The sequence below is a fragment of the Methylomonas paludis genome, from assembly GCF_018734325.1.
GTDB lineage: Bacteria > Pseudomonadota > Gammaproteobacteria > Methylococcales > Methylomonadaceae > Methylomonas > Methylomonas paludis.
In genome coordinates, this window is sequence record NZ_CP073754.1 from 801,361 (window position 1) to 826,786 (window position 25,426).

General features: G+C 49.2%; 24 protein-coding genes, 1 tRNA gene and 1 pseudogene. 14 read left to right on the forward strand and 12 right to left on the reverse strand.

Annotated features, from left to right (window positions below; genetic code table 11):
• The first annotated feature begins 511 nt into the window (after positions 1–511).
• Positions 512–931, forward strand: a complete 420-nt coding sequence (locus tag KEF85_RS03755) for a tyrosine-type recombinase/integrase (RefSeq protein WP_215583388.1) — start codon at positions 512–514, stop codon at positions 929–931.
• Here KEF85_RS03755 and KEF85_RS03760 read toward each other — a convergent pair.
• The 3 genes from KEF85_RS03760 to KEF85_RS03765 are packed head-to-tail and all read right to left on the reverse strand — an operon-like array spanning position 915 to position 1,608.
• Positions 915–1,253 (reverse strand): HVO_A0114 family putative DNA-binding protein, encoded by a 339-nt coding sequence (locus tag KEF85_RS03760; protein WP_246535031.1) that lies wholly within the window; start codon positions 1,251–1,253, stop codon positions 915–917. The genes KEF85_RS03755 and KEF85_RS03760 overlap by 17 nt on opposite strands.
• A 5-nt stretch (positions 1,254–1,258) precedes the next feature.
• Positions 1,259–1,468 (reverse strand): toxin-antitoxin system TumE family protein, encoded by a 210-nt coding sequence (locus KEF85_RS17035; protein ID WP_425515589.1) that lies wholly within the window; start codon positions 1,466–1,468, stop codon positions 1,259–1,261.
• 2 nt (positions 1,469–1,470) lie between these two features.
• A complete protein-coding gene (locus KEF85_RS03765; protein ID WP_215583390.1) occupies positions 1,471–1,608 on the reverse strand; it encodes a hypothetical protein in 138 nt (45 codons plus the stop codon).
• A gap of 514 nt (positions 1,609–2,122) precedes the next feature.
• Between KEF85_RS03765 and KEF85_RS03770 the strand changes: the two genes are divergently transcribed.
• The 6 genes and pseudogenes from KEF85_RS03770 (at position 2,123) to KEF85_RS03795 (ending at position 5,615) form a co-directional block, all read left to right on the forward strand.
• Positions 2,123–2,542, forward strand: coding sequence for a hypothetical protein (locus KEF85_RS03770; RefSeq protein WP_215583391.1), 420 nt, complete (start codon positions 2,123–2,125; stop codon positions 2,540–2,542).
• Positions 2,543–2,584: 42 nt separating this feature from the next.
• Positions 2,585–3,655: a helix-turn-helix domain-containing protein gene (locus KEF85_RS03775; RefSeq protein WP_215583392.1), complete on the forward strand. Its 1,071-nt coding sequence runs from the start codon at positions 2,585–2,587 to the stop codon at positions 3,653–3,655.
• Entirely contained in the window at positions 3,636–3,863 is a 228-nt protein-coding gene (locus KEF85_RS03780; protein ID WP_215583393.1) for a PIN domain-containing protein, read from the forward strand. Before KEF85_RS03775 ends, KEF85_RS03780 begins: the two co-directional genes overlap by 20 nt.
• A 24-nt stretch (positions 3,864–3,887) precedes the next feature.
• Positions 3,888–4,130, forward strand: a pseudogene (locus tag KEF85_RS03785) (PIN domain-containing protein); the annotation flags it as partial.
• Positions 4,127–4,339, forward strand: a complete 213-nt coding sequence (locus KEF85_RS03790) for a hypothetical protein (RefSeq protein WP_215583395.1) — start codon at positions 4,127–4,129, stop codon at positions 4,337–4,339. The pseudogene KEF85_RS03785 and the gene KEF85_RS03790, both read left to right, overlap by 4 nt.
• Positions 4,326–5,615, forward strand: coding sequence for a type I restriction enzyme subunit R domain-containing protein (locus KEF85_RS03795; RefSeq protein WP_215583396.1), 1,290 nt, complete (start codon positions 4,326–4,328; stop codon positions 5,613–5,615). Before KEF85_RS03790 ends, KEF85_RS03795 begins: the two co-directional genes overlap by 14 nt.
• 170 nt (positions 5,616–5,785) lie before the next feature.
• Here the strand turns inward: KEF85_RS03795 and KEF85_RS03800 are convergent.
• The 3 genes from KEF85_RS03800 to dnaB all read right to left on the reverse strand — a co-directional run bounded on the left by KEF85_RS03800 (position 5,786) and on the right by dnaB (position 8,439).
• Positions 5,786–5,876: transfer RNA gene (locus KEF85_RS03800), tRNA-Ser, on the reverse strand.
• A gap of 86 nt (positions 5,877–5,962) precedes the next feature.
• Positions 5,963–7,048, reverse strand: coding sequence for an alanine racemase (gene alr, locus KEF85_RS03805; RefSeq protein ID WP_215583397.1), 1,086 nt, complete (start codon positions 7,046–7,048; stop codon positions 5,963–5,965).
• Positions 7,048–8,439, reverse strand: coding sequence for a replicative DNA helicase (gene dnaB / locus KEF85_RS03810; protein ID WP_215584992.1), 1,392 nt, complete (start codon positions 8,437–8,439; stop codon positions 7,048–7,050). Before dnaB ends, alr begins: the two co-directional genes overlap by 1 nt.
• A gap of 130 nt (positions 8,440–8,569) precedes the next feature.
• Between dnaB and argH the strand changes: the two genes are divergently transcribed.
• Complete coding sequence (gene argH / locus KEF85_RS03815; RefSeq protein ID WP_215583398.1) at positions 8,570–9,961, forward strand: argininosuccinate lyase; 1,392 nt, start codon at positions 8,570–8,572, stop codon at positions 9,959–9,961.
• A gap of 62 nt (positions 9,962–10,023) precedes the next feature.
• On the opposite strand, the gene KEF85_RS03820 is transcribed toward argH, so the two are convergent.
• Both KEF85_RS03820 and KEF85_RS03825 read right to left on the reverse strand, forming a co-directional pair.
• On the reverse strand, positions 10,024–10,635 hold the full coding sequence (locus KEF85_RS03820; RefSeq protein ID WP_215583399.1) for a hypothetical protein: 612 nt from the start codon (positions 10,633–10,635) through the stop codon (positions 10,024–10,026).
• Between the two features lie 20 nt (positions 10,636–10,655).
• Positions 10,656–11,927, reverse strand: a complete 1,272-nt coding sequence (locus tag KEF85_RS03825; protein ID WP_215583400.1) for a metallophosphoesterase family protein — start codon at positions 11,925–11,927, stop codon at positions 10,656–10,658.
• A gap of 340 nt (positions 11,928–12,267) precedes the next feature.
• On the opposite strand from KEF85_RS03825, the gene hrpA reads away from it, so the two are divergent.
• The 3 genes from hrpA (at position 12,268) to KEF85_RS03840 (ending at position 17,553) form a co-directional block, all read left to right on the forward strand.
• A complete protein-coding gene (gene hrpA, locus KEF85_RS03830; protein ID WP_215583401.1) occupies positions 12,268–16,161 on the forward strand; it encodes an ATP-dependent RNA helicase HrpA in 3,894 nt (1,297 codons plus the stop codon).
• 56 nt (positions 16,162–16,217) lie between these two features.
• A complete protein-coding gene (locus KEF85_RS03835; protein ID WP_215583402.1) occupies positions 16,218–16,928 on the forward strand; it encodes a rhomboid family intramembrane serine protease in 711 nt (236 codons plus the stop codon).
• A 301-nt stretch (positions 16,929–17,229) separates the two neighbouring features.
• Positions 17,230–17,553: a hypothetical protein gene (locus KEF85_RS03840; RefSeq protein ID WP_215583403.1), complete on the forward strand. Its 324-nt coding sequence runs from the start codon at positions 17,230–17,232 to the stop codon at positions 17,551–17,553.
• 60 nt (positions 17,554–17,613) lie between these two features.
• On the opposite strand, the gene KEF85_RS03845 is transcribed toward KEF85_RS03840, so the two are convergent.
• The 3 genes from KEF85_RS03845 to KEF85_RS03855 form a co-directional block, all read right to left on the reverse strand.
• On the reverse strand, positions 17,614–19,200 hold the full coding sequence (locus KEF85_RS03845) for a peptide chain release factor 3 (protein ID WP_215583404.1): 1,587 nt from the start codon (positions 19,198–19,200) through the stop codon (positions 17,614–17,616).
• A gap of 90 nt (positions 19,201–19,290) precedes the next feature.
• Positions 19,291–20,622 (reverse strand): acyltransferase domain-containing protein, encoded by a 1,332-nt coding sequence (locus KEF85_RS03850; protein WP_215583405.1) that lies wholly within the window; start codon positions 20,620–20,622, stop codon positions 19,291–19,293.
• Between the two features lie 57 nt (positions 20,623–20,679).
• Positions 20,680–21,066 (reverse strand): VanZ family protein, encoded by a 387-nt coding sequence (locus KEF85_RS03855; protein WP_215583406.1) that lies wholly within the window; start codon positions 21,064–21,066, stop codon positions 20,680–20,682.
• A 385-nt stretch (positions 21,067–21,451) separates the two neighbouring features.
• Between KEF85_RS03855 and KEF85_RS03860 the strand changes: the two genes are divergently transcribed.
• The 3 genes from KEF85_RS03860 (at position 21,452) to KEF85_RS03870 (ending at position 23,914) form a co-directional block, all read left to right on the forward strand.
• Positions 21,452–21,841 (forward strand): hypothetical protein, encoded by a 390-nt coding sequence (locus tag KEF85_RS03860; RefSeq protein ID WP_215583407.1) that lies wholly within the window; start codon positions 21,452–21,454, stop codon positions 21,839–21,841.
• A 104-nt stretch (positions 21,842–21,945) separates the two neighbouring features.
• Positions 21,946–22,749, forward strand: a complete 804-nt coding sequence (locus KEF85_RS03865) for a ferritin-like domain-containing protein (RefSeq protein ID WP_215583408.1) — start codon at positions 21,946–21,948, stop codon at positions 22,747–22,749.
• Positions 22,742–23,914, forward strand: a complete 1,173-nt coding sequence (locus tag KEF85_RS03870; protein ID WP_215583409.1) for an NnrS family protein — start codon at positions 22,742–22,744, stop codon at positions 23,912–23,914. Before KEF85_RS03865 ends, KEF85_RS03870 begins: the two co-directional genes overlap by 8 nt.
• A gap of 274 nt (positions 23,915–24,188) precedes the next feature.
• On the opposite strand, the gene ispG is transcribed toward KEF85_RS03870, so the two are convergent.
• Positions 24,189–25,409 carry a flavodoxin-dependent (E)-4-hydroxy-3-methylbut-2-enyl-diphosphate synthase gene (gene ispG, locus KEF85_RS03875; protein ID WP_215583410.1) on the reverse strand — a complete coding sequence of 407 codons (1,221 nt, stop codon included), beginning with the start codon at positions 25,407–25,409 and terminating at the stop codon, positions 24,189–24,191.
• Between the last annotated feature and the right edge of the window lie 17 nt (positions 25,410–25,426).

Below are 25,426 nucleotides of genomic sequence, written 5' to 3' on the forward strand. Positions count from 1 at the left end.
GCGGGTTTTCATCCTTGGTGGGCTGATATATTTAGTCCTCAAAGCGTTTTTAGTTCTTATTATGTCGAGCAATTGCTGCAGATTTCAATCTATTTAGCAAATATCGGGCTTTAATCGAAACTAAAATTAATCAGGATAGTAATTTTTAACGTTACGCAAAATTATTGTCCAACTTGCCGGAAGATGTCCAGCTTGTGTAAACTTGCAACCAATTACTATAATGGGATTAAACCTTTTCCATGTTAGGGAACCTCTGATTAATGCAGTTTTTCAAGAAAAACCAATCCGCAAGGCATTGATTTTATTGGTACCGAAATTCGAGATAACGAATTAATCAGAGGTTCCTTAGCATCGGGAAACTCAGGATAACAGTGGGGACATCCTCGTAATATTTTGCTCGCTGGTTAAATATGCCATGCGTCAAGCCTATAACAAACCAAAAAGCTAATTATTTTGGTAGAGGCATAAAAAACCGGCATGAAAGCCAGTTTAGTTTTGACCGAAGTCGATTATGAATGAAATCGATCTGCCTAACAAAGTCTGGACAATACTCCCCGAACGCATGAAAGTGAATAGGGTGCATAGAGTACCTTTATCTAGCCGCGCCATTGAAATTTTGGAATTAATGCAGAAATTTCAATGTAATGAATTTATTTTTCCTGGTTCGAAAAAAGGGTTGTCAAACATGGCTATGCTTCAGTTGCTGAAGCGTATGGGTTGCGATGACCTTACCGTCCAAGGCTTTCAATCAACCTTTCGTGATTGGGCCGCTGAGACGACTGCTTATTCCAATGAGGTAATCGAGATGGCGCTGGCGCACACCATCAAGAATATGCCGGAAGCCGTCTATCATCGTGGCGACCTGTTAGAAAAGCGTAGCCAACTGATGTCAGATTGGGCAGAGTTTTGCAACGTTAAGCCAGAATCTTAAATTCGGTCGCTTTGGCTATTGGCCGAACATGGTTTTTCTCGCGCTTCATCTCAACAAAACCATAGTTGGCCATAGTTTTCAGGGTTCGGGAAAGATTTCCAGTCTTGCGGCCAGTAAGTTCAGCCAGGGAAGAAATTGATTGTGGTTTGGCTGCCTGGATAACTTTCAAGAGCGCGCGGTTATCGTCGCTCAAAACTTCAGCTAAAGAGCGCATGGAAGTAAACCAAATTTTGGGATCGGTTGGTTTAGGTTTATATTCGCCCTTGGCGATAGACTGCACCCGCTCACGAATACGCTCCTGGGACATAATGCCTATAGTCAATATTTTCATCTCTGTCTTATCCGGTCAACTTCTTCAAAAAAGTCCTGCAACAACTGATGAACGCTCTGAAATTCATACGGAACGCCCTGGTCACTGATATGTCTATGTTTATGATCTTGGGGTAGACGCTGTCCTGCATATTTAAACTTTTTGGGTAATTTGATTGCATGGGCATTGTCATAGCCAAGTATTCTTTTGCCATAAGGTTCATGCAAGGTCAGCGAATAACGGATTCCATGCGGACATCGTTAGTGACCTCGACCCTTTGCGCCTCAGTTTTGATCCAGTAACCGCCCCCTTGATCAAGAATCTGGTCGTCCAGATCTGAAAGATTTTCAATTACCAGAATCTTCATGCATAGTTCAGTATATCATCTGATGATAAAGTCCACCACTTGGCTGTGACTGGTTGATTGATTTTTTACTTGTCATGCAAAAAATACTATGGGAATTGTGTCGAGGCTAATTTGACACGCAGTTGTGAAAATTAATCAGAGAAAATGCTAGGTTTTGGACGATAAAGAATACGCATACTTCCTTTCTCAGTCGGCTCTGCCAAAATGTCAAAAAATTCAGAGGCTAGTATCAGTTCTTTGGTAAGCGGTTATCAAACCCCATCTAGCCATTTTTCCATCCACTGTTAATATGTTCGCTATCTGAAGAACATTTTCTGACCTGGATAGAACTGAAAATTGAGGCTCTGTACCAATTATCCGCTGGGAAGACAGCCCGCAATTGGGTTATGAAATCTTGCCGAACAAGCATTTTTATCATTATCAAACCCCCAAACCTACCGCTGTTTTGTTGAAGGAGTTTTGGGACTTAGAGCAGGAAGCAGTTAGTTTGTTGAAAAGCTTGGAGGATTGAGGCGTGATGGATTATGCGGTTATGCAAGATAGCGGAGTTCAGTGGATTGGAGCGATTCCCAAGACCTGGAAAACCGATAGACTCAAGGATATTGCCAACATAAATGTAAGCTCATTAGATGCAAAAACTGCCGGTCATTATGTTTTGAAATATATTGAGATTTCCAACGTCAATAGTCGTGGGATCATTTCTGAACAAGCGATTGAAGAGATTGAGTTTGCATCTGCACCATCTAGAGCAAGGAGAAAAGTATCATGTGGAGATACGATTATTTTCTCGGTAAGACCAAACCTTCAAGCTATTGCCTACATCGAGATAGATGATCCCAATTTGGTTTGCTCGACAGGGTTTTATGTGGTCGTAGCTGCCGAAAGCCTGCAAGCTGTTCAAGGCTGCTTAAGTGCGGACAATAGTTTACAATAGCCTATAATTTTTTTAATTATGGAAACCTGACGGGGCTTTGAAATGATAGGTGAACGTCTACAACGCGCACGTAAGGCGGCTGGCTTGGGCTTGCGGGCTTTGGCCGAGCAGTCGGACTTGAGCCATACCACTATCAGCAAGTTTGAAAACGAGCTGCAAACGCCGTCTTCCGGACAGTTGCTTAAGCTCGCCAAAATTTTAGGGGTGCGTACCGAATATTTTTTCCGTCCGCAAAGCCTGAACATCAAGGGCATTGAATACCGCAAAAAAAGCAGCTTGCCGCAGAAGAGTCTGGATAAAATTCAGGCGGATATTTTCGATCAGGCCGAACGCTGGCATGAGTTGTTAAACTTGTATCCACAGTCCCCGGTGCAAGATTTTGCTTTGCCTGCTGCTTTGCCGGAACAGATTACCGATGCCGAACAATTGGAAGCCCTGGCAGAACAACTGCGTGACGCCTGGAAGCTGGGTTTAAGCTGCATCCCGGATATGATAGATACCCTGGAGTCGCAAGGCGTCATGGTGATCAGCAGTCTGGTGGAGGCTGCACATAAATTTGACGGTTTGGCGGCCACGATCAACGATCTACCAGTCGTCGTGGTGGGGGCAAACTGGACGGGCGACCGTCAGCGTTTTACCCTGGCGCATGAACTTGGCCATTTATTGTTAAAGAATCGTTTGACTAATGATTTGCAGGCTGAGGAAGAAAAGCTCTGCAATCGCTTTGCCGGGGCTTTTTTGTTGCCGAAACCCACTTTGATCGAACACTTAGGCCAGCACCGTCACCAGCTCGAAATCAATGAACTGTATTTTCTGAAGCATGAATTCGGTTTAAGCATGCAGGGCGTGTTGTTTCGTGCCTTGCAATGCGAAATTATTACCCAGACAACTTTCCAGCAGCTTTATAAGTTGTTTAGCTTGAAAGGCTGGCGCAGCAAAGAGCCTAAACAGCCTTATCCTGCGGAGCAGACCATTTTGTTTAAACAACTGGTTTACCGCGCCTTGGCTGAGGATTATTTTACTGAATCCAAAGCCGCAGAATTATTGGGCCTGCCAGTGGCTACGTTTCATCAACAACGGATATTAGAAAGCTTTGAGCCGCTTACTCATTAGTGACGCCAACATCCTGATCGATTTGGAAGAGGGTGGGTTGATTGCCGAGCTGTTTCAATTGCCGTTTCAACTGCAAGTGCCTGACCTATTGTTTGTCGATGAGTTGGAAGCCGATCATAGTTATTTGTTAGACTATGGCTTGCAGTTGGGCGAACTAAACCCAGCTTCCATGGCTGAAGTTGAAGTGTTGGCGGCAAAATATGCATAACCGAGCCGTTATGATTGTTTTGCTTTAGTACTGGCTAAACAGCAGCAATGTCCGTTGCTGACCGGGGATAAAAATTTAAGGCAGGCGGCAGAGCAGGAAAACGTAGTTGTCAAAGGAACCTTGTGGATAGTTGAAGCCATGCTGACACAGCAATTGATTGATAGTCAAACAGTAAGACGGGCCTACCAAAGCATGAAACAAAAGGGTAGACGCTTGCCCTGGGATGAGGCAGAAAAACGCTTATTGGCAATAGAGGCTAAGCCATGACCGGGCCGGAAGCTAAAATTCAAGATCATGTTGTCCGCTATCTAAACTCGATTCAAGGTTACACGCTGTTAGAGACTGAAGACATCAGCGATAAGGAACATTATATTGCTGAAAGCCTGCTGTTGGCGTTTATTAGGGCCACTCAAGCGGAAGCGTTGGCGCGGTTACAGGTCAATTATGGCACGGACAGCCTGGATGAAATCTGCTGAAGAGCAGATTAAAGCTTTGATAGGCGATAAAGCCAAGGCCATGATAGTGGCTTCATCCAGGATTGCCGGTTTAAAGTATTACCAGTTGCTGAAAGCTAAAATCGCCGAAAAGCATCAAGTATACCCGGATCAATACAATTACAAAGTGTTGTATGCGTTTTCCGATTTTACCCACAGAGAGACTAATGAGGAAATTAGAGAACATCAGCTTAATGGACTAAACAACAATGAATTGATTGAAGAGCGGTTCAAGCAGGACGACTACCGGATTATGATCGTGGCGAGTAAGTTTCAGACCGGTTTTAATGAGCCGTTGTTGGTGGGCATGTTTTTAGATAAGCCGGTGATGGATAAAACCGCCGTTCAGACTTTATCGCGCCTGAACCGCTGTTGTGATGGCAAAACTAAAGTGATTGTCATCGATTTTACCAATAATACGGCCAATATCCTGAAGGCCTTTAATAAATACCGAAAGGGTACGCCCTACGAAGCAACGGTGCCTGATGAGCAAAAAGTCATTCTGCTTTATCAAGGTATTATCGAACGGGGGCTGTTTACGGATAGCGACGCCAGCCACTTTGAAAAGCTATTAAAGCTGGGTCAGGATGCGGTTTTGCAAACAGAGGTAAACCGTTGCCGTCAGCGCTTCTTATTCCAATATGAAGGGTTAACCGAACGTAAAGCTTATGTATATGAACTGGCGAAGTTGGTTAAAGCTTATAATTTTTTGAGCAGCTTTTATCAATACGATGAAGCTATTGAACGATTTGTGTTATTTGCTGAATTCATCCAGCCGCAATTGATTAAGGAAGGTTCCGAGTCGGAATTGATGCGGGCAATCGGCAAGGTCAAATTGATAAAAGCCAGTGTGACCTATAAGGGCGTCAGTGAAAATCGGGCGGGCGAAATTAAGGAACCGCGTACTGGTGGCGGCGGCAACCGCACACCGCAGCCTGTTGTAAAAACATCTATTCAAGCCACAATAGACGAGATCAAAGAAAAATATCCCATCAGTGATGCAGAGGCCTTGATTATCCGTGAAGTTTGCGAAGAAAAGCAGGCAGATCAGACTATCTTGTTAAGCATTCAGCGTAATATCAACAGAATGCATTACCTAAATGAAGTGTACAAACCGGAGATACGTAAATCCATTGAATTAGCTTATATCCAGCGTGGACATAACGATGAGCTTTATAAAGATGAATATGTCGATGATGGGGCGATTTTCGATATGATGGCGCATACCGTCTTGAGCTACGGTTTGGCGCAGGCCTAATTCATGCCCGTGATTGTTTAATTTAATTTTGATGCTGGGTTGGGTCTACGAAATCATACGCAGTAACTTGATAGAGTCAGATTAATCAAACATGGATGACGCGCGCCATCTATAGACATAAAAAAACCGACATAAAGCCGGTTTGATTTTAGGTGTAAGCCTTTGATTTATGGCGGAGAGCTAGGGATTCGAACCCCAGGAGGGGTATAAGCCCTCAACGGTTTTCAAGACCGCCGCTTTCGACCGCTCAGCCAGCTCTCCAATAGCCGCTCATTATGCCAGAATTATTTTTTTATTCCAGCTTTTTTTGCTGACCCCTGTCTGTGCAGTGCGGCCCAGCCCATGCCTTAAACACTTTGCTCCACTATCCTTACCCGCTGGGTAATGCCGCACAGCAGCGTATAAGGAATCGTGTCGGCGTAACGGGCAATTTCTTCTATCGGCAGGGCATCGCCCCATAAAGTGACCGGGTCACCAGGTGCAGCCAGGGGCTGGCTGTTTAAATCGACTGTAATCATATCCATAGATACCCGGCCTATCAGTGGTACACGCTGACCATTAACCAGCACCGGCGCGCCGCTTTTAGTATGGCGGTGATAACCATCGCCGTAGCCAATAGAGATCACGCCCAGCCGGGTAGGGCGATCACATTGCCACAGGCCGCTATAGCCAACACTTTCGCCGGCAGCCACATCCTTAACGGCAATCAGCCGCGAATGCAGGCTCATAATCGGCTTCAGGCCAAAATCGCTACCGGTTTTGCCGGCAAACGGCGAACAGCCATATAGCATCAGGCCGGGGCGCACCCAGCCGCTGACCACATGCGGCCAACCGATAATCCCGGCAGAATTGGCAATACTGCACTCACCGGGAAAGTCCTTAATAGCATTGGTAAACACCTCAATCTGACGGCGGGTTTTATCATCCAGCAAATCATCAGCGTTGGCAAAATGGGTGATCAGATTGATAGGCTGTTGTACCAGCGCACAACTCAATAATTGCTGATAAGCGGCAGCAAAATCATGGCCTTTAAAACCCAGCCGATTCATGCCGGTATCCATTTTCAACCACACGTTTAAGCGGCTGTTGGTGCCGGTGTGTTGCTGCAAAATGGCAATTTGCTGCGGCGTATGCACCACACTGTCCAATTGATGTTGCAGTAACAGCTCCAACTCTTCTGCGCAGACAAAACCTTGCAATACCGTAATCGCCTGTTTAAAGCCTGCGTTGCGCAGGCGCACACCTTCATCAACCCGGGCCACAGCAAAGGCGTCAGCCGTCTCCAGCACTCTGGCCATGCGGGTTATGCCATGCCCATAAGCGTTGGCTTTTATCACCGCCATGATTTTATTACCGGGGGCGTAGCGTTTAACCTGGATCAGATTATGCCGTGCTGCAGCCAAATCCAGATGCACGTATGCAGCAGGTGTCATTAATAATCCTCAGCTTGATACGCATCGCCGGCGAAATTTTCAAATCGGGTAAATTGGCCCAGAAAAGTCAGCCGGGTAGTACCTAATGGTCCATTACGCTGTTTACCGATAATGATTTCGGCTATGCCTTTGTCCGGGCTGTCCTCGTTATACACTTCATCCCGGTACACAAAAATAATCAAATCCGCATCCTGCTCAATCGCGCCGGATTCACGCAAATCCGACATTACCGGGCGCTTATTGGGGCGTTGTTCCAGGTTACGGTTCAGCTGAGACAAAGCAATCACCGGCACATTCAACTCCTTGGCCAGTGCTTTCAAGCCTCGGGAAATATCGGAAATTTGCTGTACCCGATTCTCGCCGCTGCTGGGAGATTGCATCAACTGCAGATAATCCAGCACAATCAGGCCCAACTGGCCGTGTTCGCGGGTTAAGCGGCGCGCACGCGAACGCACTTCGGTCGGTGACAGCGCCGGCGTGTCGTCAATAAACAGCTTGGTTTGCGCCAGCAAATTTATGGCAGAAGTCAGTCTGGGCCAATCATCATCATCCAGCTTACCGGTACGCACCTTATGTTGGTCTATCCGCCCCAGCGAAGACATCATCCGCATCGCCAGCGCTTCGCCCGGCATCTCCATACTAAATACCGCAACGGCTTTGCCGCTTTTCAGCGCTACATTCTCTGCCATATTCATGGCGATGGTAGTTTTACCCATCGATGGCCGGCCGGCCACAATAATCAGATCGGCGGGTTGCAATCCAGAAGTTTTTTCGTCCAGATCAGTAAAACCGGTGCTGGCCCCGGTAATATTGCCATCCAGTTCGTATAGAGTTTCAATTTTATCCACCGCCTTAGCCAGCAGCGACTTGATCGGCGTAAAACCACCCTGACCACGCTGACGCTGCTCCGCAATCTCAAATACCCGGCGTTCGGCCTGTTCCAGCAATTCGGCGGTTTCCCTGCCATCAGGATTAAACGCCGAATCGGAAATATCGGTACCGACATGAATCAACTGGCGCAGCACCGAACGGTCGCGGACAATATTGGCATAAGCCACAATATTAGCGGCGCTGGGGGTTTCCTTGACCAGCATGCCCAAATAGGCCAGACCGCCTATATCCTGCAATTCACCAGTGGCATCCAGCAACTCGGACAAAGTGATAACATCAAAAGGGTCCTGTTTCTCTGCCAGTTGACTGATAGCGCGAAAAATCAGCCGGTGATCACGCCGGTAAAAATCGGTTTCGCTAACCTTATCGGCTACCGAATCCCACGTCTGATTATCCAGCATCAAACCACCTAAAACCGACTGTTCCGCCTGAATGGAATGCGGCGGCACCTTAAGGGCGTCGACGGCTTGATCGGGGCTGAAATAAAAGTCTTCGGACATGGAGGAATAAAGCAAATGACTCAAATCAGTCATTATACTTGCTTGCCGGACAACGTGCCGGCGAATGCAGGCTGAATTGTCGGGGTGACAAAGGTATAATTACGGTTTATTTTGCGTTCCAGCCCAGATTATGACCACTGTTAACACCGAAAAACTCTCCAGCGCCCGTTTTGCCGAAGCCACCGATGCGTTTGTCGAAGAATTCACCGCCTCGGTCAGTTTTGATCAGCGCATGGCGCAGCAAGATATACAGGGGTCCTTGGCTCATGCCGCCATGCTCAACAAAATCGGCATATTAACCGCCCAGGAACTGGCCGATATTCAAACGGGTTTGGCGCAAATAGCCACAGAAATTCAGCGCGGCGAATTTGTCTGGTCCATCAAACAGGAAGACGTGCACATGAATATCGAAGCACGCCTCACCGATTTAATCGGCATTGCCGGTAAAAAACTCCACACCGGCCGCTCGCGTAACGACCAGGTCGCCACCGATATCCGCCTGTATCTGCGTGCCGAGATAGATCTTATCCTGGTGCAACTGCACCGCCTGCAACTGGCGCTGCTCAATCTGGCCGAACAGGAAGCCGCCACCATCATGCCCGGCTTTACCCATTTGCAAGTGGCCCAACCGGTAACCTTTGGCCATCATTTAATGGCCTGGTTCGAAATGCTCAGTCGCGATAAAGAACGCCTGCAAGATTGCCGTAAACGCGTCAACATCATGCCCTTGGGCGCAGCCGCCTTGGCCGGCACCAGTTACCCCATCGACCGCTTTATGACTGCCGAATTGCTGGGCTTCACCCGGCCTTCCAGCAACTCCCTGGATTCAGTCAGCGACCGGGATTTTGCCATCGAATTTACCGCAGCCGGCAGCTTACTGATGGTGCACTTATCGCGCTTCTCCGAAGAACTGGTATTATGGGCCAGCGCCCAATTCAATTTTATCGACATCCCCGATGCCTTCTGCACCGGCTCATCCATCATGCCGCAAAAGAAAAACCCCGATGTGCCGGAACTGGTGCGCGGCAAAGCCGGTCGCGTCACCGGCCATTTAATGGCATTGCTGATGTTGATGAAAAGCCAGCCTCTGGCCTATAACAAAGACAATCAGGAAGATAAAGAACCCTTATTCGATACCGCAGACACCTTGATCAACAGCCTGCGGGCATTTGCCGACATGCTGCCCAATATCAGAGCCAAACGCGAAAACATGTATCAATCCGCCAAACGCGGCTTCGCCACCGCCACCGATCTGGCTGATTACCTGGTGCGCAAAGGCATGGCCTTCCGTGATGCTCATGAAGTAGTAGGGCAGGCAGTGCGTCTGGGTTTGAACACCGATAGAGATTTATCCGAACTCAGTCTGGCAGAACTGCAAGGTTTTGCCGCTGCTATCAGTGCAGATGTGTTTGAAGTATTAAGTCTGGAAGGCTCGGTAGCGGCGCGTAAACACATAGGCGGTACCGCCCCGGATACCGTGCGTCAGGCCATTGCCACGGCCAGACAAAATTTAGCCGATTAAGCGCACAAAAAAACGCCGCCTGTCCCAAAGACAGACGGCGTTATGGTTTAACAGTTTAAGAGTTAAACCGCTTTACGCTTGCCAAACCGGCCCAAAGCCAGCAAAGCAGTACCAAACAGCCACACACTGCCTGGTACAGGTACGGCATTGATTTGCACACCAAAGTTAAAAGCATTGCCGCTGGCAGCGTGATAACCATAGGTCGTGCTTGGATCGTCCCAGGCCACACCCTGGGCAGGATTAGCCACATAAACCGGCAGCAAACCCTGCAAAGTATCACTGCCACTCACTTCCAAAGCCACCCAATAACTGCCGGCATTCAGCACAGTAGTCAGGCCGGATAAACCGTTCCAGCCATCAGCACTATAACTAGCCTGTTGGCTAAACAACTGATTGCTCAGATCAGGCGCGCTACCGGCATTACCGTAAATGGAAATATGGAAACTGGCATTGTCAGGATTGCCGCTGTCAGCCTGGATATAAGCATTAATATCGGTAATTTCCTCTACCTGGGTAGTGGTAAACTCGGCAGCCAGCCATTCGCCACTGTTTAAAGCCAGCGGAAAACCGGTAAAATTTGGCGCGCCGGTATTAACCAGTACATCTGCCTGAGCCGAACCGGCTAGTGCCAGTCCCATAACTGTCAGGCTTAATACAGAATTTAAAGTTTTCATGTTTTTTCCTGATCAGACAATTATTGTGCGTTTGGCAGGGTAAAACTGCCAAGCTTCACAACCGGGTTGGTCAAAGTGGCGTCAAAACCATAAGTGTTCAAAGTCGCTTTGCCGCTTTGAGTAATAGACACAGTAGCCCATGAATACAAACGGTCGGTAGGTGCAGTACCGGTTTTGCCGGTATCTTCAAATGGTGAGCCGCCGGCGCCGACGATAACCTGATAAGATGCGCCGCCGTTAGGTTGAGACACATTATAGATATGCTCATGGCCGGAGAAGTAAGTGGCGTTATAAGTGGTGATCAAATTCCAGAAAGCATTACCGGCGGTGTGATCAGCGTCATACAGAGAAGAAGTGGTGCCGGGAGTTGCGGCGCCGGTATAAGAGTAATAGAAAGCCGGTTTGTGACCAAACACGAAGAAGTGTTTAGAACCATTAGCAAAAGCAGTGGAAAAATCGTTGGTTAACCAGGCGGTTGGGGCATGGCCGTCTTTGCCGACCGGGTCAGTGTTAATGATGGCAAAATGCGATACACCAATATCAAAAGAATAGCTCAATTGAGTTTGGCTGGTCGTTAAGCCGTCGGCAACGCCAGGGGCATTGCTGGCATTCCAGGTGCTGGTGTTCAGGCTTAAACCGGTTGGGCTCAGCGCATTATTCAGACGGGTGGTGTCCAGAATCAGGTCGCCCATATTGTCGCGCCAAGCCAGTTCGTTCTCAACCTGAGCTTTTTTACTGCAACGTTTACATTGGGTTTCATGGTTGCCTGGAACCGGTACCACATAAGTGCCGGTTTCGATCAGGTTAGCCACCGTGCCGCGCCAGAAGCCGTATTGTTGATAAAACTGCATCAGGTCTGAACCCAAAATATCACTCACAGCCGGACTGGAAATAGGCGTTTCACCTGTACCGTTGCCTCTGGTTACAACCGGGACGCCGGCTTTGCCGTAACCCATGATCATGTCGCCGTTAAAAAACAGCAGATTGGCTTTTTGAGACTGGATGCTGCGCATGATGCGAGACCAGGCAGCAGTGTTTTGCAACCATTTGCAATCCTGACCGGTTAAGCCTGGGTTGGCGTTGCTGCCGGTGCCGGTAGGAATCGCGCAACTGCCTTTGCCGACCTGGTTAGCAATAATTGCAGTGCTGTCAGGCGAAGTCGGATCCTGTCTGGAATCGCCCACCGTAGAAAAAGTCAGTACAACGGGATCAGAAGCCAGGGCAGGTGCAACATAGATCATGGCGGCTACTGAAACAGAAACAGCCAGTAGGGTTTTTGTAATAGTTTTCATATTTGTTTCAATAATAAAGTTAAGTCAATAGGGTTTGGATAACTTAATTGAGAATAACTTCACAATATTGCAATTTGATGAAACAAGCTAAGTAGTGGTATTAACCATAAATGGCTGTTAATTGCATTGAATGTAATATTTTCGAAATATTAAATAAATGTTTTTGTCATTATTTTGTCAATAAAATGTAATATTCAAAGAAAGTAGTTTTAATGCTTCAACTTACTATGCTGTCCAGATTAGGCAGAGTAAATGAAGCCAACTAAATCCCGTAATAAGTCGGCCCTCTTATGGCAATTCGCTATAACAAGGTATAATAAGCAATTTAGCCACCTGTTAGATGTCCTACCACCAGCAACTCCAACAACTTTTTGGCCGGCTTGATAACTGTATGAGTGCTGATCAGCACCAGTTCAAGCGCCAGTTGCAACGCCTGCGCACAGAGCTGCCCAAAGCCAAACAGCCGGAACAACTGCTGGCTGGGCTGGCCGCCAAGATCGAACGCTCCAACAGCCGTTACCTGCAGCGCCGCGCCGCCGTGCCGCTCATCAATTACCCCGATTTACCGGTCACTGCAAAAAAAGCCGATATAGCTGCACTGATTCAACAACATCAAGTCACCATCGTCTGCGGCGAAACCGGTTCCGGAAAAACCACCCAATTACCAAAAATCTGTCTGGAAATTGGCCGGGGTGTCGCCGGATTGATCGGACACACCCAGCCGCGCCGTATCGCGGCCCGTACTGTGGCGGACCGGATTGCCGAAGAGCTGGGCCAGTCCATAGGTCAAGCCGTAGGTTATAAAGTTCGGTTTCATGACAAAACCCATGAAAATTCCCTGATTAAGCTGATGACAGACGGGATATTGCTGGCCGAATCCCAAAACGATCCCTATCTGAACCAGTACGACACCATCATCATCGACGAAGCCCATGAACGCAGTCTGAATATCGACTTTCTGCTCGGCTATCTGAAATGGTTACTGCCCAAGCGTCCTGATTTAAAAGTCATCATCACCTCGGCCACCATAGACCCGGAGCGCTTCGCCAAACACTTTGATAACGCCCCCATCGTCAACGTGTCAGGACGCACCTATCCGGTCGATGTCCGTTATAGGCCTATAGAGCTGATTGAAGAAGATGACGAAACCGCTGCCGATCTGCAGCAAGCCATACTGGATGCCGTAGACGAACTGCATCGCGACTTACCCGGCGATATCCTGATATTTCTCACCGGTGAACATGAGATTCGCGAAACCACCGAATCCCTGCGCAAACACCACCACAGCAACCGTTACGACATCCTGCCGCTGTACTCCAAGCTCAGCGTCAGCGAACAGGAACGGGTATTCAAACCACAAGGCGGCAAATTACGCATCGTTTTGGCGACCAATGTTGCCGAAACCTCACTCACCGTACCCGGCATCCGCTGTGTGATTGATTCCGGCCATGCCCGCATCAGTCGTTACAGTCATCGCAGCAAAATACAACGCTTACCCATAGAACGCATCTCCCAGGCCAGCGCCAACCAGCGCGCCGGACGTTGCGGGCGGATAGCGGAAGGTATTTGTATTCGTTTGTATGCCCACGAAGACTATCTGGCTCGCCCGGAATTTACCGAACCGGAAATCCTGCGTACCAATTTATCCGCCGTGATCTTGCAAATGGCGGCACTGAAACTCGGCGACATCGAAGATTTTCCATTCATCGAGCCGCCCGAAGAAAAAATGATCCGCGACGGCAAAAACGCCCTGTTTGAAGTCGACGCCTTGGATAAACAAGGTAAATTAACCGCCACCGGCCAGCAACTCGCCAAAATTCCCACCGATCCCAAATTGGCCAGAATGCTGCTGTCCGCAGCTGAACTCAGTGCACTCAGCGAAGTAGCCATCATCGTTTCCGCACTCAGCATCCAGGACCCGCGTGAGAAACCTGCCGACAAACTGCCGCAAGCCGAAGCCAGACACGCCCAGTTCAAGGCCGACGAATCCGACTTCCTCAGCCTGCTGAATATCTGGAATGCCTTTGAAGAACAGAAAAAACATTTGTCCAACTCCAAATTGCGCAAATACTGCCAGGACAACTTTCTGTCTTATATACGCATGCGCGAATGGTTTGATATTCATGCCCAGATCATGCAAGTGGCGCGTGGCGAATTAAAACTTAAATTCAACGAAAACCCGGCCAATTACGAACAAATTCACTGTGCCTTACTGCCCGGACTACTCTCCAATATCGGCTTCCGCCATGAACAATACGAATACCTGGGGGCCAGAGGCTTAAAGTTTTTCATCTTCCCCGGTTCCGGTCAGCACAAGCTGCGCCCCAAATGGATAATGGCCGCCGAACAGGTGGAAACCAGTAAAGTTTACGCCCGCACCGTTGCCAGAATCGAACCGGAATGGGTGGAAGCCTGCGCCCAGCACCTGATCAAACGCAATTATTTTGACCCGCATTGGGAAAAAAATGCCGGCCGTAGCGGGGTTTACGAACGCACCCTGTTATATGGCTTAACCCTGCAGGCCAAGCGCAAAGTGCCCTACGAAAATGTCGATGCCAAAGCCGCGCGGGAAATGTTCATCGTCCACGCCCTGGTTAATCACGATTACCACAGCAATGCGCCGTTTTTTAAAGCCAATGAAAAGCTGCTGGAAGAAGTAGGCTATATCCAGCATAAAGGCCGCCGGGTGGATCTGGTGGAAGACGAATTATGGCTGCAAACTTTTTATGACAAAAAACTGCCCGCCGAGGTAGTGAGCGGCATTACCCTGGATCAATGGCGCAAGCAAATTGAAAGAGAGCAGCCCAACTATCTGTTTTTAACTAAACAAGATTTAACCCGTAATGACGATAATCAAATCAGCGACTGGGATTTTCCGGATCGCAAAAAAGTCGGTGATTTGACTATCGAACTGCATTACCGCTTCGAGCCCGGTCATGATGAAGACGGCGTCACAGCCATTATCCCTATACACCAGCTCAACCAGATACGCACCATGCCTTTTGACTGGCTGGTACCAGGATTGTTGGAAGAAAAAGTGGCGGCGCTGATCAAAGCCTTGCCCAAGCAATTGCGCAAGCATTTCGTGCCGGTACCGCAAACCGCCAAACAATGCCTGGAAATCGAACCGGATTTTAAAGGCTCGCTTTATGAATGGCTAGGCAACCGCTTGCGCAAACTCACCGGCGAAGCCATTCCCCTCAATGAGTGGCAGCCCGATGCCTTGCCAGCCCACTTACGCATGAATTTTCGTGTGGTCGACGATCAGGGCAAAGCCGTCGGCTATGGCCGCAATCTGGCCGAATTACAACAGCAGTTTGCCAGCAAAGCCGGCAGCAGTTTTCAGAAACTGGCTGCAGAAGAACTGCATCACACCGGCTGCATCGCCTGGGCATTCGACGACTTGCCGGAAACCCGCCAGTTTAGCCAAAACGGCCAAAACTTTATCGGTTTCCCGGCCATTATCGACGAAGGCGAAACCGTGGGCGTAAAAATTCTGGATACCCAGGAAAAAGCCGCCCTGGCCCATTTTCAGGGTCTGACCCGGTTGTTTCAATTGCACTGTCGCAAAGATGCCCAATACATCGTCAAAAACAGCGGCGTGCCTGCCAATTTACAGTTGGCCTATAACCAGCTGGCCAAACATCGCTTATTGCCGGAGCGGCCCGGTGGCGATTTCAAAACCGATTTTCTGTTTTTAATCTTCAGCAGCGTATTTGTCGAAGCCGCCAATATCCGTAGCCAGAGCCAGTTCGAAGCCGCCCTGGCCGGCAAAAAATCCCAACTGGTTAGCACCGCCAGTTTGGCCGGCAGGCAAATCAGCGAAATTATGGCAAACTATCAAACAGTGCAGCGGCGCTTAAGCCAACCCGGCCTGAATCCCATCTTAAAAGCCGATGTGGAAAACCAGTTGGCCCTGCTGGTGTATAGTGGATTTATCCGCCATACCCCTATGCCGCAACTCCAGGCTTTGCCGCGTTATTTAACAGCCATAGAATACCGGCTGGACAAGCAAAAACCGGACAGTCCGGATGTGCAGGGTTTACAGCGTCTGAGCCGGCATTACTGGGCGCGGGTGGAAAAACAGGCCAAAACCCGGCTCACCGACCCGGAGCGCGAGCTGTTTCGTTGGAGTCTGGAAGAACTGCGGGTATCCTTGTTTGCCCAGCAATTGAAAACCGCTTTTCCGGTCTCAGTGCAAAGACTGGAAAAAGTTTGGAACGAAACCGGCTAAGCGCATAGGTGGCTGCAAATTCAGCCAAAACATCACCACCAAGATTGGGAAACCACATGATACCTATCAGAGACTCCATTCCCTGCCTCACCCGGCCCTATGTCACCTGGGCTATCATGGCAATCTGTATCATCGTGTTTCTGGTGATGTTACTGTTGCCGGCCAATGTGTCCCAGCATTTACTCTATCTATACGGTATGGTGCCGATCCGCTACAGCAATCCGGAATGGGCCTACAATTTCGGTTTGCCGCCCGATCATTATCTGTCGTTTCTGACCAGCTTGTTTTTGCATGGCGGCTGGATACACATCATCGTCAATATGATCTTTTTGTGGATTTTTGCCGATAACATCGAAGACTTGCTCGGCCACGGCCGCTTTATCGTGTTTTACCTGCTGTGCGGCTTGCTGGCCACCTATACCCAATGGTATTTCACCCCGCAATTCGTCATCCCGGTAGTGGGGGCTTCCGGCGCCATCGCCGGGGTATTGGGGGCATATTTTGTCCGCTTCCCCTATGCCCGGGTCGTCATCCTGGTCCCCATCCTGTTTTTCCCGCTGTTTTTTGAAGTCCCCGCCATTGCCTTTTTAGGCTTTTGGGTCATTATGCAACTGGACGAAGTATCCACCGCCGCCAGATTTACCGGCATAGCCGCCACCGGTTCCGCCTGGTGGGCGCATATCGGCGGTTTCGTGGCTGGCGCCTTGTTACACAGCCTGTTTTTGCCGGCCGCCAGACCCGGTGACAAAGCCGACCTGTATCCCTGATGTTAAAATTACTATTTAGTTTTACCGGAACCGGCAAATATCCAATGTAGCCTCGATGCAGCAACGCCGAATCGAGGTCTCGGCTGTAAATGAATTGACCAAATGTCTTAGATTCCACCCAGTTTCATCAAGGCTAGCATAACAAATGCCGTAAACCGGCGGTTCTAAACCGCTCTGATAAAAATGCGCCGGAAAGTTGAGAAAGATGTAGGGTTTTCTTTATAATGCCGTTAAAATTCACGGCTTGAAACAGCAGGATTCACCTGCCCACCGCTAAACACTTCTCAGAGAAATATCGTTTATGAAAAATCTTAATGTTGTACTGGTCAGATTCCTGCAATTTGTGGTCTTCACCTTGTTTACCTTTATCGTACTGGTTTATTTCGGAACCCTGGTACTGCTGCCGCTGGATATCGTAGTACTGATCACCAAACTGTTGGAAACAATCGGTATCGGCAGCTTGTTTGGTGCGATCATCGCGGTGCCGGTAGTGGCTTATCTGGGTAAAATCGTGTATCAAACCCCAGGTCTGGTATCACTGCTGATCGAAAACGGTTTGCAACTGGTTGATACCGGCAAACAACGGGTAGATGCATTCAATAAAATTGCTGCTGCTGCCAAATAAACATCCGGCCTAAGCATCAATAAAAAAGGGGCGTTAAGCCCCTTTTTTGTACTCGCAAGCTTACAATTCCCTGGTCGCGCTAAAGCTGATATCCGGCCAGCGCTCCTCAGTCAACTGCAGATTAACCCGGCTATTGGCCAGATACACCAGATAACCGCCGCCGTCTTCGGCCAGATTCTCAAACGCCTTGTTCTTAAACTCCTCCAGCTTAAGCGGATTTTTGGCACTGACCCAGCGTACCGTATTAATAGCAATATTGTCGTACACACATTCCACGTTGTATTCACTCTTCAAACGATGCGCCGTCACATCAAACTGCAATACCCCCACAGCACCCAGAATCAGATCGTTATTTTTCAAAGGCCGGAATAACTGGGTGGCCCCTTCCTCGGTCAGCTGAATCAGGCCTTTTTGCAGGGCTTTGGCGCGTAACGGGTCTTTTAATACCACGCGGCGGAATAATTCCGGGGCAAAATAAGGGATGCCGCCGTATTTCAATACCTCACCCTGGGTAAAGGTATCGCCCACCTGGATGGTGCCGTGATTGTGCAAACCAATAATATCGCCCGGATAAGCCTCTTCCACATGTTTACGGCTGTCGGCCTGAAAAGTGATGGCATTGGCTACCATGATATTCTTGCCGATACGCACATGATTCAGCTTCATGCCCTTATCAAACTTGCCCGAACAAATCCGTAAAAAAGCCACCCGGTCCCGATGTGCCGGGTCCATATTGGCCTGAATCTTAAACACCACACCAGAGAACTTTTCTTCAGTCGGTATAACCTCGCGTTGTTCGGCCTGTCGGGGTTTTGGCCCTGGCGCAAATTCGGCAAACGCATCCAGCAATTCGATAATACCGAAATTATTAATAGCCGAACCAAAAAACACCGGGGTTTGCGTACCGCTCAAATATTTTTGCAGATTAAACTCATGGCTGGCGCCTTTAACCAGTTCGATTTCCTCACGCAATTCCTCCGCCTGATCGCCCAGCAATTCATCCAGCTTGGGATTATTTAAACCCTTGATGATCTCCGCCTTGGCAATCCGGCCGCCATGATGCGGGCTGAACAGCAAAATCTCATCCTTATACAACTGATAAACCCCTTTAAAGCGTTTACCCATACCGATCGGCCAGGTCATTGGTGCACACTGAATTTTCAGTACCGTTTCCACCTCGTCCAGCAACTCAATCGGTTCCCGGCCTTCCCGGTCCAGCTTGTTGATAAAAGTCAGAATAGGTGTATCGCGTAAACGGCACACTTCCATTAATTTAATGGTTCTGTCCTCAACACCCTTGGCCACGTCGATCACCATCAATGCGGAATCCACGGCGGTCAGGGTTCGATAAGTATCCTCAGAAAAGTCCTCATGGCCGGGAGTGTCCAGCAAATTGATAATACAGTCATTATGTTCAAACTGCATCACCGAAGTGGTCACCGAAATCCCGCGCTCCTTCTCCATTTCCATCCAGTCCGAAGTAGCATGACGCGCGGCTTTGCGGCCCTTGACCGAACCAGCCAGCTGAATGGCGCCGCCAAACAGCAGCAGTTTTTCAGTAATCGTGGTTTTTCCGGCATCCGGATGGGAAATAATCGCAAAAGTTCGGCGTCGGTTAGCCTCGGTAGCAATTTCGGTGAGTGTCATGGCAGGTAAGGATAGGGATAAAAAACCCCCTATTATGGCGGTTTTTGCTAAAAATAATAAGGGTGTAGCCGATACTATTTGATAGCGGGGCTAAAAACAGCCGGGTTCGGGGAATAAAGTCGGCCAGTCTAACTCAGCTCCGGCAATCATGGCTTGCCGATAGGCTCCCCAAACTTTATGAGGATAGTCATCGCCCAGATTAAGCGTGCTGATAATCCGGCCTTCATGGCCAGCATGATGCAGGCTGTCATTAATATAGCTGCGCAATACCGAATGGGGGCCAATTTCAATAAAGATATTCAGTCCGTCTGCCAGCATCTGATTAATCGCCTGTTTAAACATCACCGGCTTGCGAATGTTATGCCACCAATATTCGGCACCAAGTTCGGTGGTTTCCAGTTTAGCGCCGGTCACAGTCGAATAAAATGGAATAGGGCCGTTAACAGGCTGCAAGTTTGCCAGCGATGATGTTACCCCCGCTTCAATGGGGTCCATGGCCGCACTGTGAAAAGCATAATCCAGCGCCAAACGCCTGTGCACAATATTTTGGCCAGTCAAAAAAGTCTCAAATTTTGCCAATGCGGCGGTATCGCCAGACAAGGTCACGCCGCGATGACTGTTAAATCCGGCAATGACAATCGCGGAAACCAAACCGCTTGCTTCCAGTAATGATATTACTTCTGGATGATCCAGTCGGACAGCGGTCATAGCGCCACTGCCTTTAGTCACACTTTGCCAGCGGCTACGCTGATAAATAATCTCAACCGCCGCTTCAAGGGATAAGGCCCCGGCTGCCCAGGCGGCTGGTACTTCACCGACACTGTGTCCAGCCACCGCCGTGGGCATCAGGCCTTTGCTGCGCAGCATCTGGGTAATGCCCACCTGTATCGCAAACAAAGCCGGTTGGGCGATTTCCGTGGCGGCGTAACGGTCTGCGCCGATACCGGCAAGCTCCGTTTCCAAACAATGATCGGTGTAATTGGCATAAATCGCATCGACCTGCCGTATAGTCCGCTTAAACACCGGGTCTTCTGCCAGCAGATTTTTAGCCATGCCGGCCCACTGTGAACCATTACCGGAATAAATAAAGGCTGCGCCGTTGGGCGCCTTTAAGGCCAGACCGGTATCAACCAGCGTCCGGTCGGCTGTGCCATCGGCACAAGCCAGCAAGGTTTTGGCAACTTCCGCTGTCGATGCGCCAAATACTACTGTGCGGTGCGGGTGCCATGTCTGTCCAAGCAGACTATGGTAGGCGGCATCATACAGATTAACTTGGGGGTGGCTGGTTAAATACTCGGCCAGATCGCGCTCGGCACTGGTCAGGGCTCCCTCGTCATTAGCCGAAACCAGCACCGGCCAAACTTGGTTGGCCGGGGCATCATAATCAAGTTGTGGCTCGGTGGGTGGTAAGTAACTTTCCAAAATCACATAAGTCTTAGTGGATAGAGACTAAATATCTGGTTGGTGTACCAGGCAATATCAGGATACACTCGGTAAAACCTGGTTATTAGTGCGGTGTTTATGGCGCCAATAGCAAAAAATAATACCGGTAGCCGCGCCGATATTATCAGCCAGCCAATCATTGGCACTTGAGTTTCTACCCACCACAAAAGATTGGTGCCATTCATCAGAAATCCCATATAGGCTGCAAAAAACAAAGCTGATGAGTAACACATAAACCCGGCTGATGCCGATATGCCTGAAAGCCCGCCAGGCCAGGATGCCCATAACCCCGTAAGCAAGATAATGGTGGAGTTTATCCTCATTTTCAAACCAGTTCGGCGTTGGTAACCGGGATTGATCGGATAGAAAGAAAATCAAACCGCAAAACAGTATTAAAGCCAAAGAATCCAATTTTTTATGCATAGCTATCATTAGGGTAGATTAAGCAACAGCCTGTAACTGTAACAAGTATCGAACATAATTTAAACCACTAGCTAAGCTGTAGAGTGCAAATCCGGCACTGGCTATGGCAGTCTTCAATGATAATTAATTTATACAACAACGGCTTATAAGGTTTTTGCTTGTGTCGCCGACAATAAATCCCAAAGCGGTATCAGCTCAGCTGCATTCACCGTCAGGCAAGCCACCAAAACTTAGCAGGACGTTTGTGTGCTGCTGTTGCGAAAACAATCTACACCAGCTCATGGATCAGTTACCCTTGATCCGACGATAGCGGTTTAAAAATAGCTTTACAGTCTATGTGGTAGAATGATCAAACACCTTAACCCTGTCTTAAAAGAGAACTCACATGCAATTTAAACGATCGGCTGGTTTGGCTCTGCTGTTATTATCGGGCCCGGCATTTGCCGAAGTGCCGCTTACCCGTGCCGATATTCTGGGTACCTGGCAAATAGACAAAGAATCCATGCATGCTGATGGCAGCCAGGGGCGCAGCCAGAATACCAAATGGACATTCAGAGAGGACGGCACTATGGAAGGTGTTTCCGAAGAAGCAGAAGCTCACGCCCGCATCAACGAAATGCGCGCAATACTGAATTATTCCATAGAAAACGGCAAGCTGATCAAACAAGCCGCCGCTGGCCGCTCTAAAATGGATACCTGCACTGCAGTCGAAAAAGACGGCGCAAAAATGGTACTGAAATGCCAGTCAATTTATTTTTTCATGACCAAAAAATAAATCACCCCAGCCAGCCAAGTCAGCTTATTGCAGTGATTTGGCTACCGCAAAGTGCCAACCGTCCTATCAACTCAGCGGTAAATCCCTTTCCAGTTTAGATCAAAGTGGCCAATATCTTCAACTTTGCCGAGCAATGCCTGTTTCAAAACGATATTGAGCAAAAGCTGCTGGTAAGCCATCAGGCCAGACAATTGCTGGATACCGGTCAATTAACGTTTCAGGATAGCGGCCAAGTTCAAGCTATTAGCGCCACCCGCTTTCCCCAGGCGCCGCTGCTGTTACCGCCACGGGAAATGCCCCGGCGCAGACTGGAAAGTCCGGCGGGCAGAGCCGCGTTTTTTCATGCCCTGGCCCATATCGAATTTATGGCCATCTATCTGGCCTGGGATATCATTTACCGGTTTCGCGGCTTGCCGGAACAATTTTATGGCGACTGGCTGCGTATTGCTGATGAAGAGGCCCAGCATTTCCAATTACTGCGCCAGCATTTATTAGGCTTAGGCTTGGATTACGGCGATTTACCGGCGCATCGCGGCTTATGGGCCCATGCCGAAGCCACTGCTGACAACCTGCTGGCTCGGCTGGCCGTGGTGCCGCGCTGCATGGAAGCCCACGGGCTGGATGTCACCCCAGGCATGATAGCCAAACTCAAGGAGTTGGATGACCAAGCCGGTACCGCCATCCTTACCCGGATATACCAAGATGAAATCGGCCATGTCGAACGCGGCTCATACTGGTTTAACCACTTTGCCCGACAACAAGGCCTGGATGCAGAACAGACTTATTTGAATTTACTGCGCGGATATTTCATCGGTAAACCCAAAGGCCCATTTAATCGCGATGCGCGTATAATCGCCGGTTTCACCCATTACGAAATCGATAGCCTGGAGGCGTATTTGCATGAGTAACAAACCGGTTTTTGATTATCCGCTGTTTGCCATGGGCTTCAGAGTTTTTTTTGCACTGGCTGGATTATCGGCACTGGCCTTGATTGCCTTGTGGAGTGCGATGACCAACTCGGCTTTGCATCTGGATAATTACTACCCGGCCAGCATTTGGCATGGTCATGAAATGTTGTTGGGTTACGCCGTGGCCGTTATCGCCGGATTTCTGTTGACCGCCATCAAAAACTGGACTGGCTTGCAGCCCCTTAAGCCAAACCAATTGGCCGGTTTAGCCTTGTTATGGCTGTATGGCCGGGTGGTACCCTTTTATGCCGACTTATTGCCGGATGGGCTGATTGCGCTGATCGATTTTAGTTTTTTACCCTTGCTGGCCTATTTTGCCGCTCAACCATTGCTGCGCAGCAATAGCCGGCATAATTTAATCTTTATTTTAATATTAATAGGCTTGGCGCTGGCCAATGGTTTGATCCATGCCCAAATCCTGGGTTTGGCCCAAACTGCAAGCACAGGTCTGCAACTGGCCGCTGCGCTAACTGTTCTGATCATTATCTTTGTCGCAGGTCGGGTATTTCCCTATTTTACCGAACGCGGTTTGAGTGGAGCCATCTGTATCCGCAATCCGCTTCTTGATCTGGCGGCGCTGCTGGGTAGTACTCTGGCTTTGGGCTTATGGGTTTTTGATGTGTCAGGATGGTTACTGGCCCTGGCTGCATTTGCCGCAGTGGTCGTAAATCTGTTGCGCGTTTCCGGCTGGCTGGATCGGCGCATATTATATGTACCCTTGTTGTGGATACTTTATATCGGTTACGGCTGGCTGATATTAGGTTTCGCACTGCTGGCCTTAAGCGCATTTGCGCTGGTGTTGCCCTCACTGGCCCTGCATGCCTTCACCTTGGGCAGTATCGGCGTGTTGACCCTGGGCATGATGGCCAGAGTCAGCCTGGGCCACACCGGTCGCGCCCTCAAAGTATCCAATATCATCGCCTTGGCCTTCGTGTTGATTAATCTGGCCGCCGTGTTCAGAGTCCTGTTTCCCATCCTGTTACCGGCCTGGTACAGCAGCTTTATCATCATCTCCAGCTATTGCTGGCTGGCGGCGTTTTCCCTGTTTGGACTGTATTACGCGCCGATTTTGTCCGAGCCCAGAGTAGACGGCCAACCGGGATGATATTTTAAGGCTGTAAAGCCATGATTCATGTCTGGCAGTGACTGATAGCTAGTCGGTTTTAACCCCCTGAGAACTAGAAGTCGACCAACCATATTTTGCCGGATACGGCGTAGGATGTGCTGAACGCAGTGAAGCGCATCAATCGCGCACCATGCGTCTCCAGAGTCGGCACATCCTCTGGCGCTGCAGTCAAAAGTAAAGCTGGTCACACTAGCCAAGCTATCAAAATTAACGACTTGGCGCTTGACTAAGCAGGCCCGCAGCCGGAAACAAATTACTCCGCGCTATAATGAGACTCAATATAGCGTTCCACCAACTGATGAAACTCAGCGGCGATATTGTCACCTTTTAAGGTCACGGTTTTTACGCCGTCTTCAAATACCGGTGCCACCGGTGACTCACCAGTGCCAGGCAGACTAATTCCGATGTTAGCGTTTTTACTTTCGCCGGGGCCGTTTACCACGCAACCCATCACCGCCACTTCCATGTTTTCCACGCCTTTATATTTATTTTTCCAGGTAGGCATTTGCTCGCGTAAAAAGGTCTGGATTTCCTGGGCCAGCTTCTGAAAATAATCGCTGGTGGTGCGGCCACAGCCGGGGCAGGCGATTACCATAGGCGTAAACGAACGGAAACCCATCGTTTGCAGAATCTCCTGGGCCACAATCACTTCCTTGGTGCGGGCCGCGCCGGGTTCCGGTGTCAGCGAAATACGGATGGTATCGCCTATGCCTTGCTGCATCAGCACACCCAGTGCTGCCGAAGAAGCCACTATACCTTTCGAACCCATACCGGCTTCAGTCAGGCCCAGATGCAAAGCATAATCGCAACGGCTGGCCAAATCCTGGTAAATGCTGATCAACTCCTGCACATTGCTGATTTTGCAGGATAAAATAATTTTATTCTTGGCCAGGCCCAATTCCTCGGCTTTAGCAGCGCTTTCCAGTGCCGACAGCACAATGGCTTCGCGGGTAATGGCCGCCAATTCTTTCGGCGTGGCTAATAAACGGTTTTCGTCCAGCAAGCGGGTCAGAACCGCCTGATCCAGGCTACCGCCGTTCACACCTATGCGCACCGGCTTGTCATAGCGGCAGGCAAATTCAATCATTTGTTGAAACTGCGGATCACGCGCCTTGCCCTTGCCGACATTGCCGGGATTAATCCGGTATTTGGCCAGAGCCTGGGCGCATTCCGGGTATTTTTCCAGTAATTTGTGGCCGTTGAAGTGAAAATCGCCGATGATAGGTACTGAAAATCCCTGTTGTTCCAGGCGGTTAACAATCTCCGGCACCGCCTTGGCGGCTTCTTCGGTATTAACCGTGATTCTCACCAACTCAGAGCCGGCGGTAGATAGTTCCATAATCTGTTTTACGCTGCCTGCCACATCGGTAGTATCGGTATTAGTCATGGATTGCACCACAATCGGCGCGCCGCCGCCGACCTTGATGTTGCCGACCAAAACCTGTTGTGTCTGTTTTCTGGAGCTTATGGACATAGAATATATATACAAAA

Bases quoted from the DNA above. Each gene is read 5' to 3' on its own strand.
- KEF85_RS03755 (WP_215583388.1), top strand. From the start codon at position 512: ATGAATGAAATCGATCTGCCTAACAAAGTCTGGACAATACTCCCCGAA.
- KEF85_RS03765 (WP_215583390.1), bottom strand. From the start codon at position 1,608: ATGAAGATTCTGGTAATTGAAAATCTTTCAGATCTGGACGACCAGATT.
- KEF85_RS03775 (WP_215583392.1), top strand. From the start codon at position 2,585: ATGATAGGTGAACGTCTACAACGCGCACGTAAGGCGGCTGGCTTGGGC.
- KEF85_RS03790 (WP_215583395.1), top strand. From the start codon at position 4,127: ATGACCGGGCCGGAAGCTAAAATTCAAGATCATGTTGTCCGCTATCTA.
- KEF85_RS03795 (WP_215583396.1), top strand. From the start codon at position 4,326: ATGAAATCTGCTGAAGAGCAGATTAAAGCTTTGATAGGCGATAAAGCC.
- alr (WP_215583397.1), bottom strand. From the start codon at position 7,048: ATGACACCTGCTGCATACGTGCATCTGGATTTGGCTGCAGCACGGCAT.
- dnaB (WP_215584992.1), bottom strand. From the start codon at position 8,439: ATGTCCGAAGACTTTTATTTCAGCCCCGATCAAGCCGTCGACGCCCTT.
- argH (WP_215583398.1), top strand. From the start codon at position 8,570: ATGACCACTGTTAACACCGAAAAACTCTCCAGCGCCCGTTTTGCCGAA.
- KEF85_RS03820 (WP_215583399.1), bottom strand. From the start codon at position 10,635: ATGAAAACTTTAAATTCTGTATTAAGCCTGACAGTTATGGGACTGGCA.
- KEF85_RS03825 (WP_215583400.1), bottom strand. From the start codon at position 11,927: ATGAAAACTATTACAAAAACCCTACTGGCTGTTTCTGTTTCAGTAGCC.
- hrpA (WP_215583401.1), top strand. From the start codon at position 12,268: ATGTCCTACCACCAGCAACTCCAACAACTTTTTGGCCGGCTTGATAAC.
- KEF85_RS03835 (WP_215583402.1), top strand. From the start codon at position 16,218: ATGATACCTATCAGAGACTCCATTCCCTGCCTCACCCGGCCCTATGTC.
- KEF85_RS03840 (WP_215583403.1), top strand. From the start codon at position 17,230: ATGAAAAATCTTAATGTTGTACTGGTCAGATTCCTGCAATTTGTGGTC.
- KEF85_RS03845 (WP_215583404.1), bottom strand. From the start codon at position 19,200: ATGACACTCACCGAAATTGCTACCGAGGCTAACCGACGCCGAACTTTT.
- KEF85_RS03855 (WP_215583406.1), bottom strand. From the start codon at position 21,066: ATGCATAAAAAATTGGATTCTTTGGCTTTAATACTGTTTTGCGGTTTG.
- KEF85_RS03860 (WP_215583407.1), top strand. From the start codon at position 21,452: ATGCAATTTAAACGATCGGCTGGTTTGGCTCTGCTGTTATTATCGGGC.
- KEF85_RS03870 (WP_215583409.1), top strand. From the start codon at position 22,742: ATGAGTAACAAACCGGTTTTTGATTATCCGCTGTTTGCCATGGGCTTC.
- ispG (WP_215583410.1), bottom strand. From the start codon at position 25,409: ATGTCCATAAGCTCCAGAAAACAGACACAACAGGTTTTGGTCGGCAAC.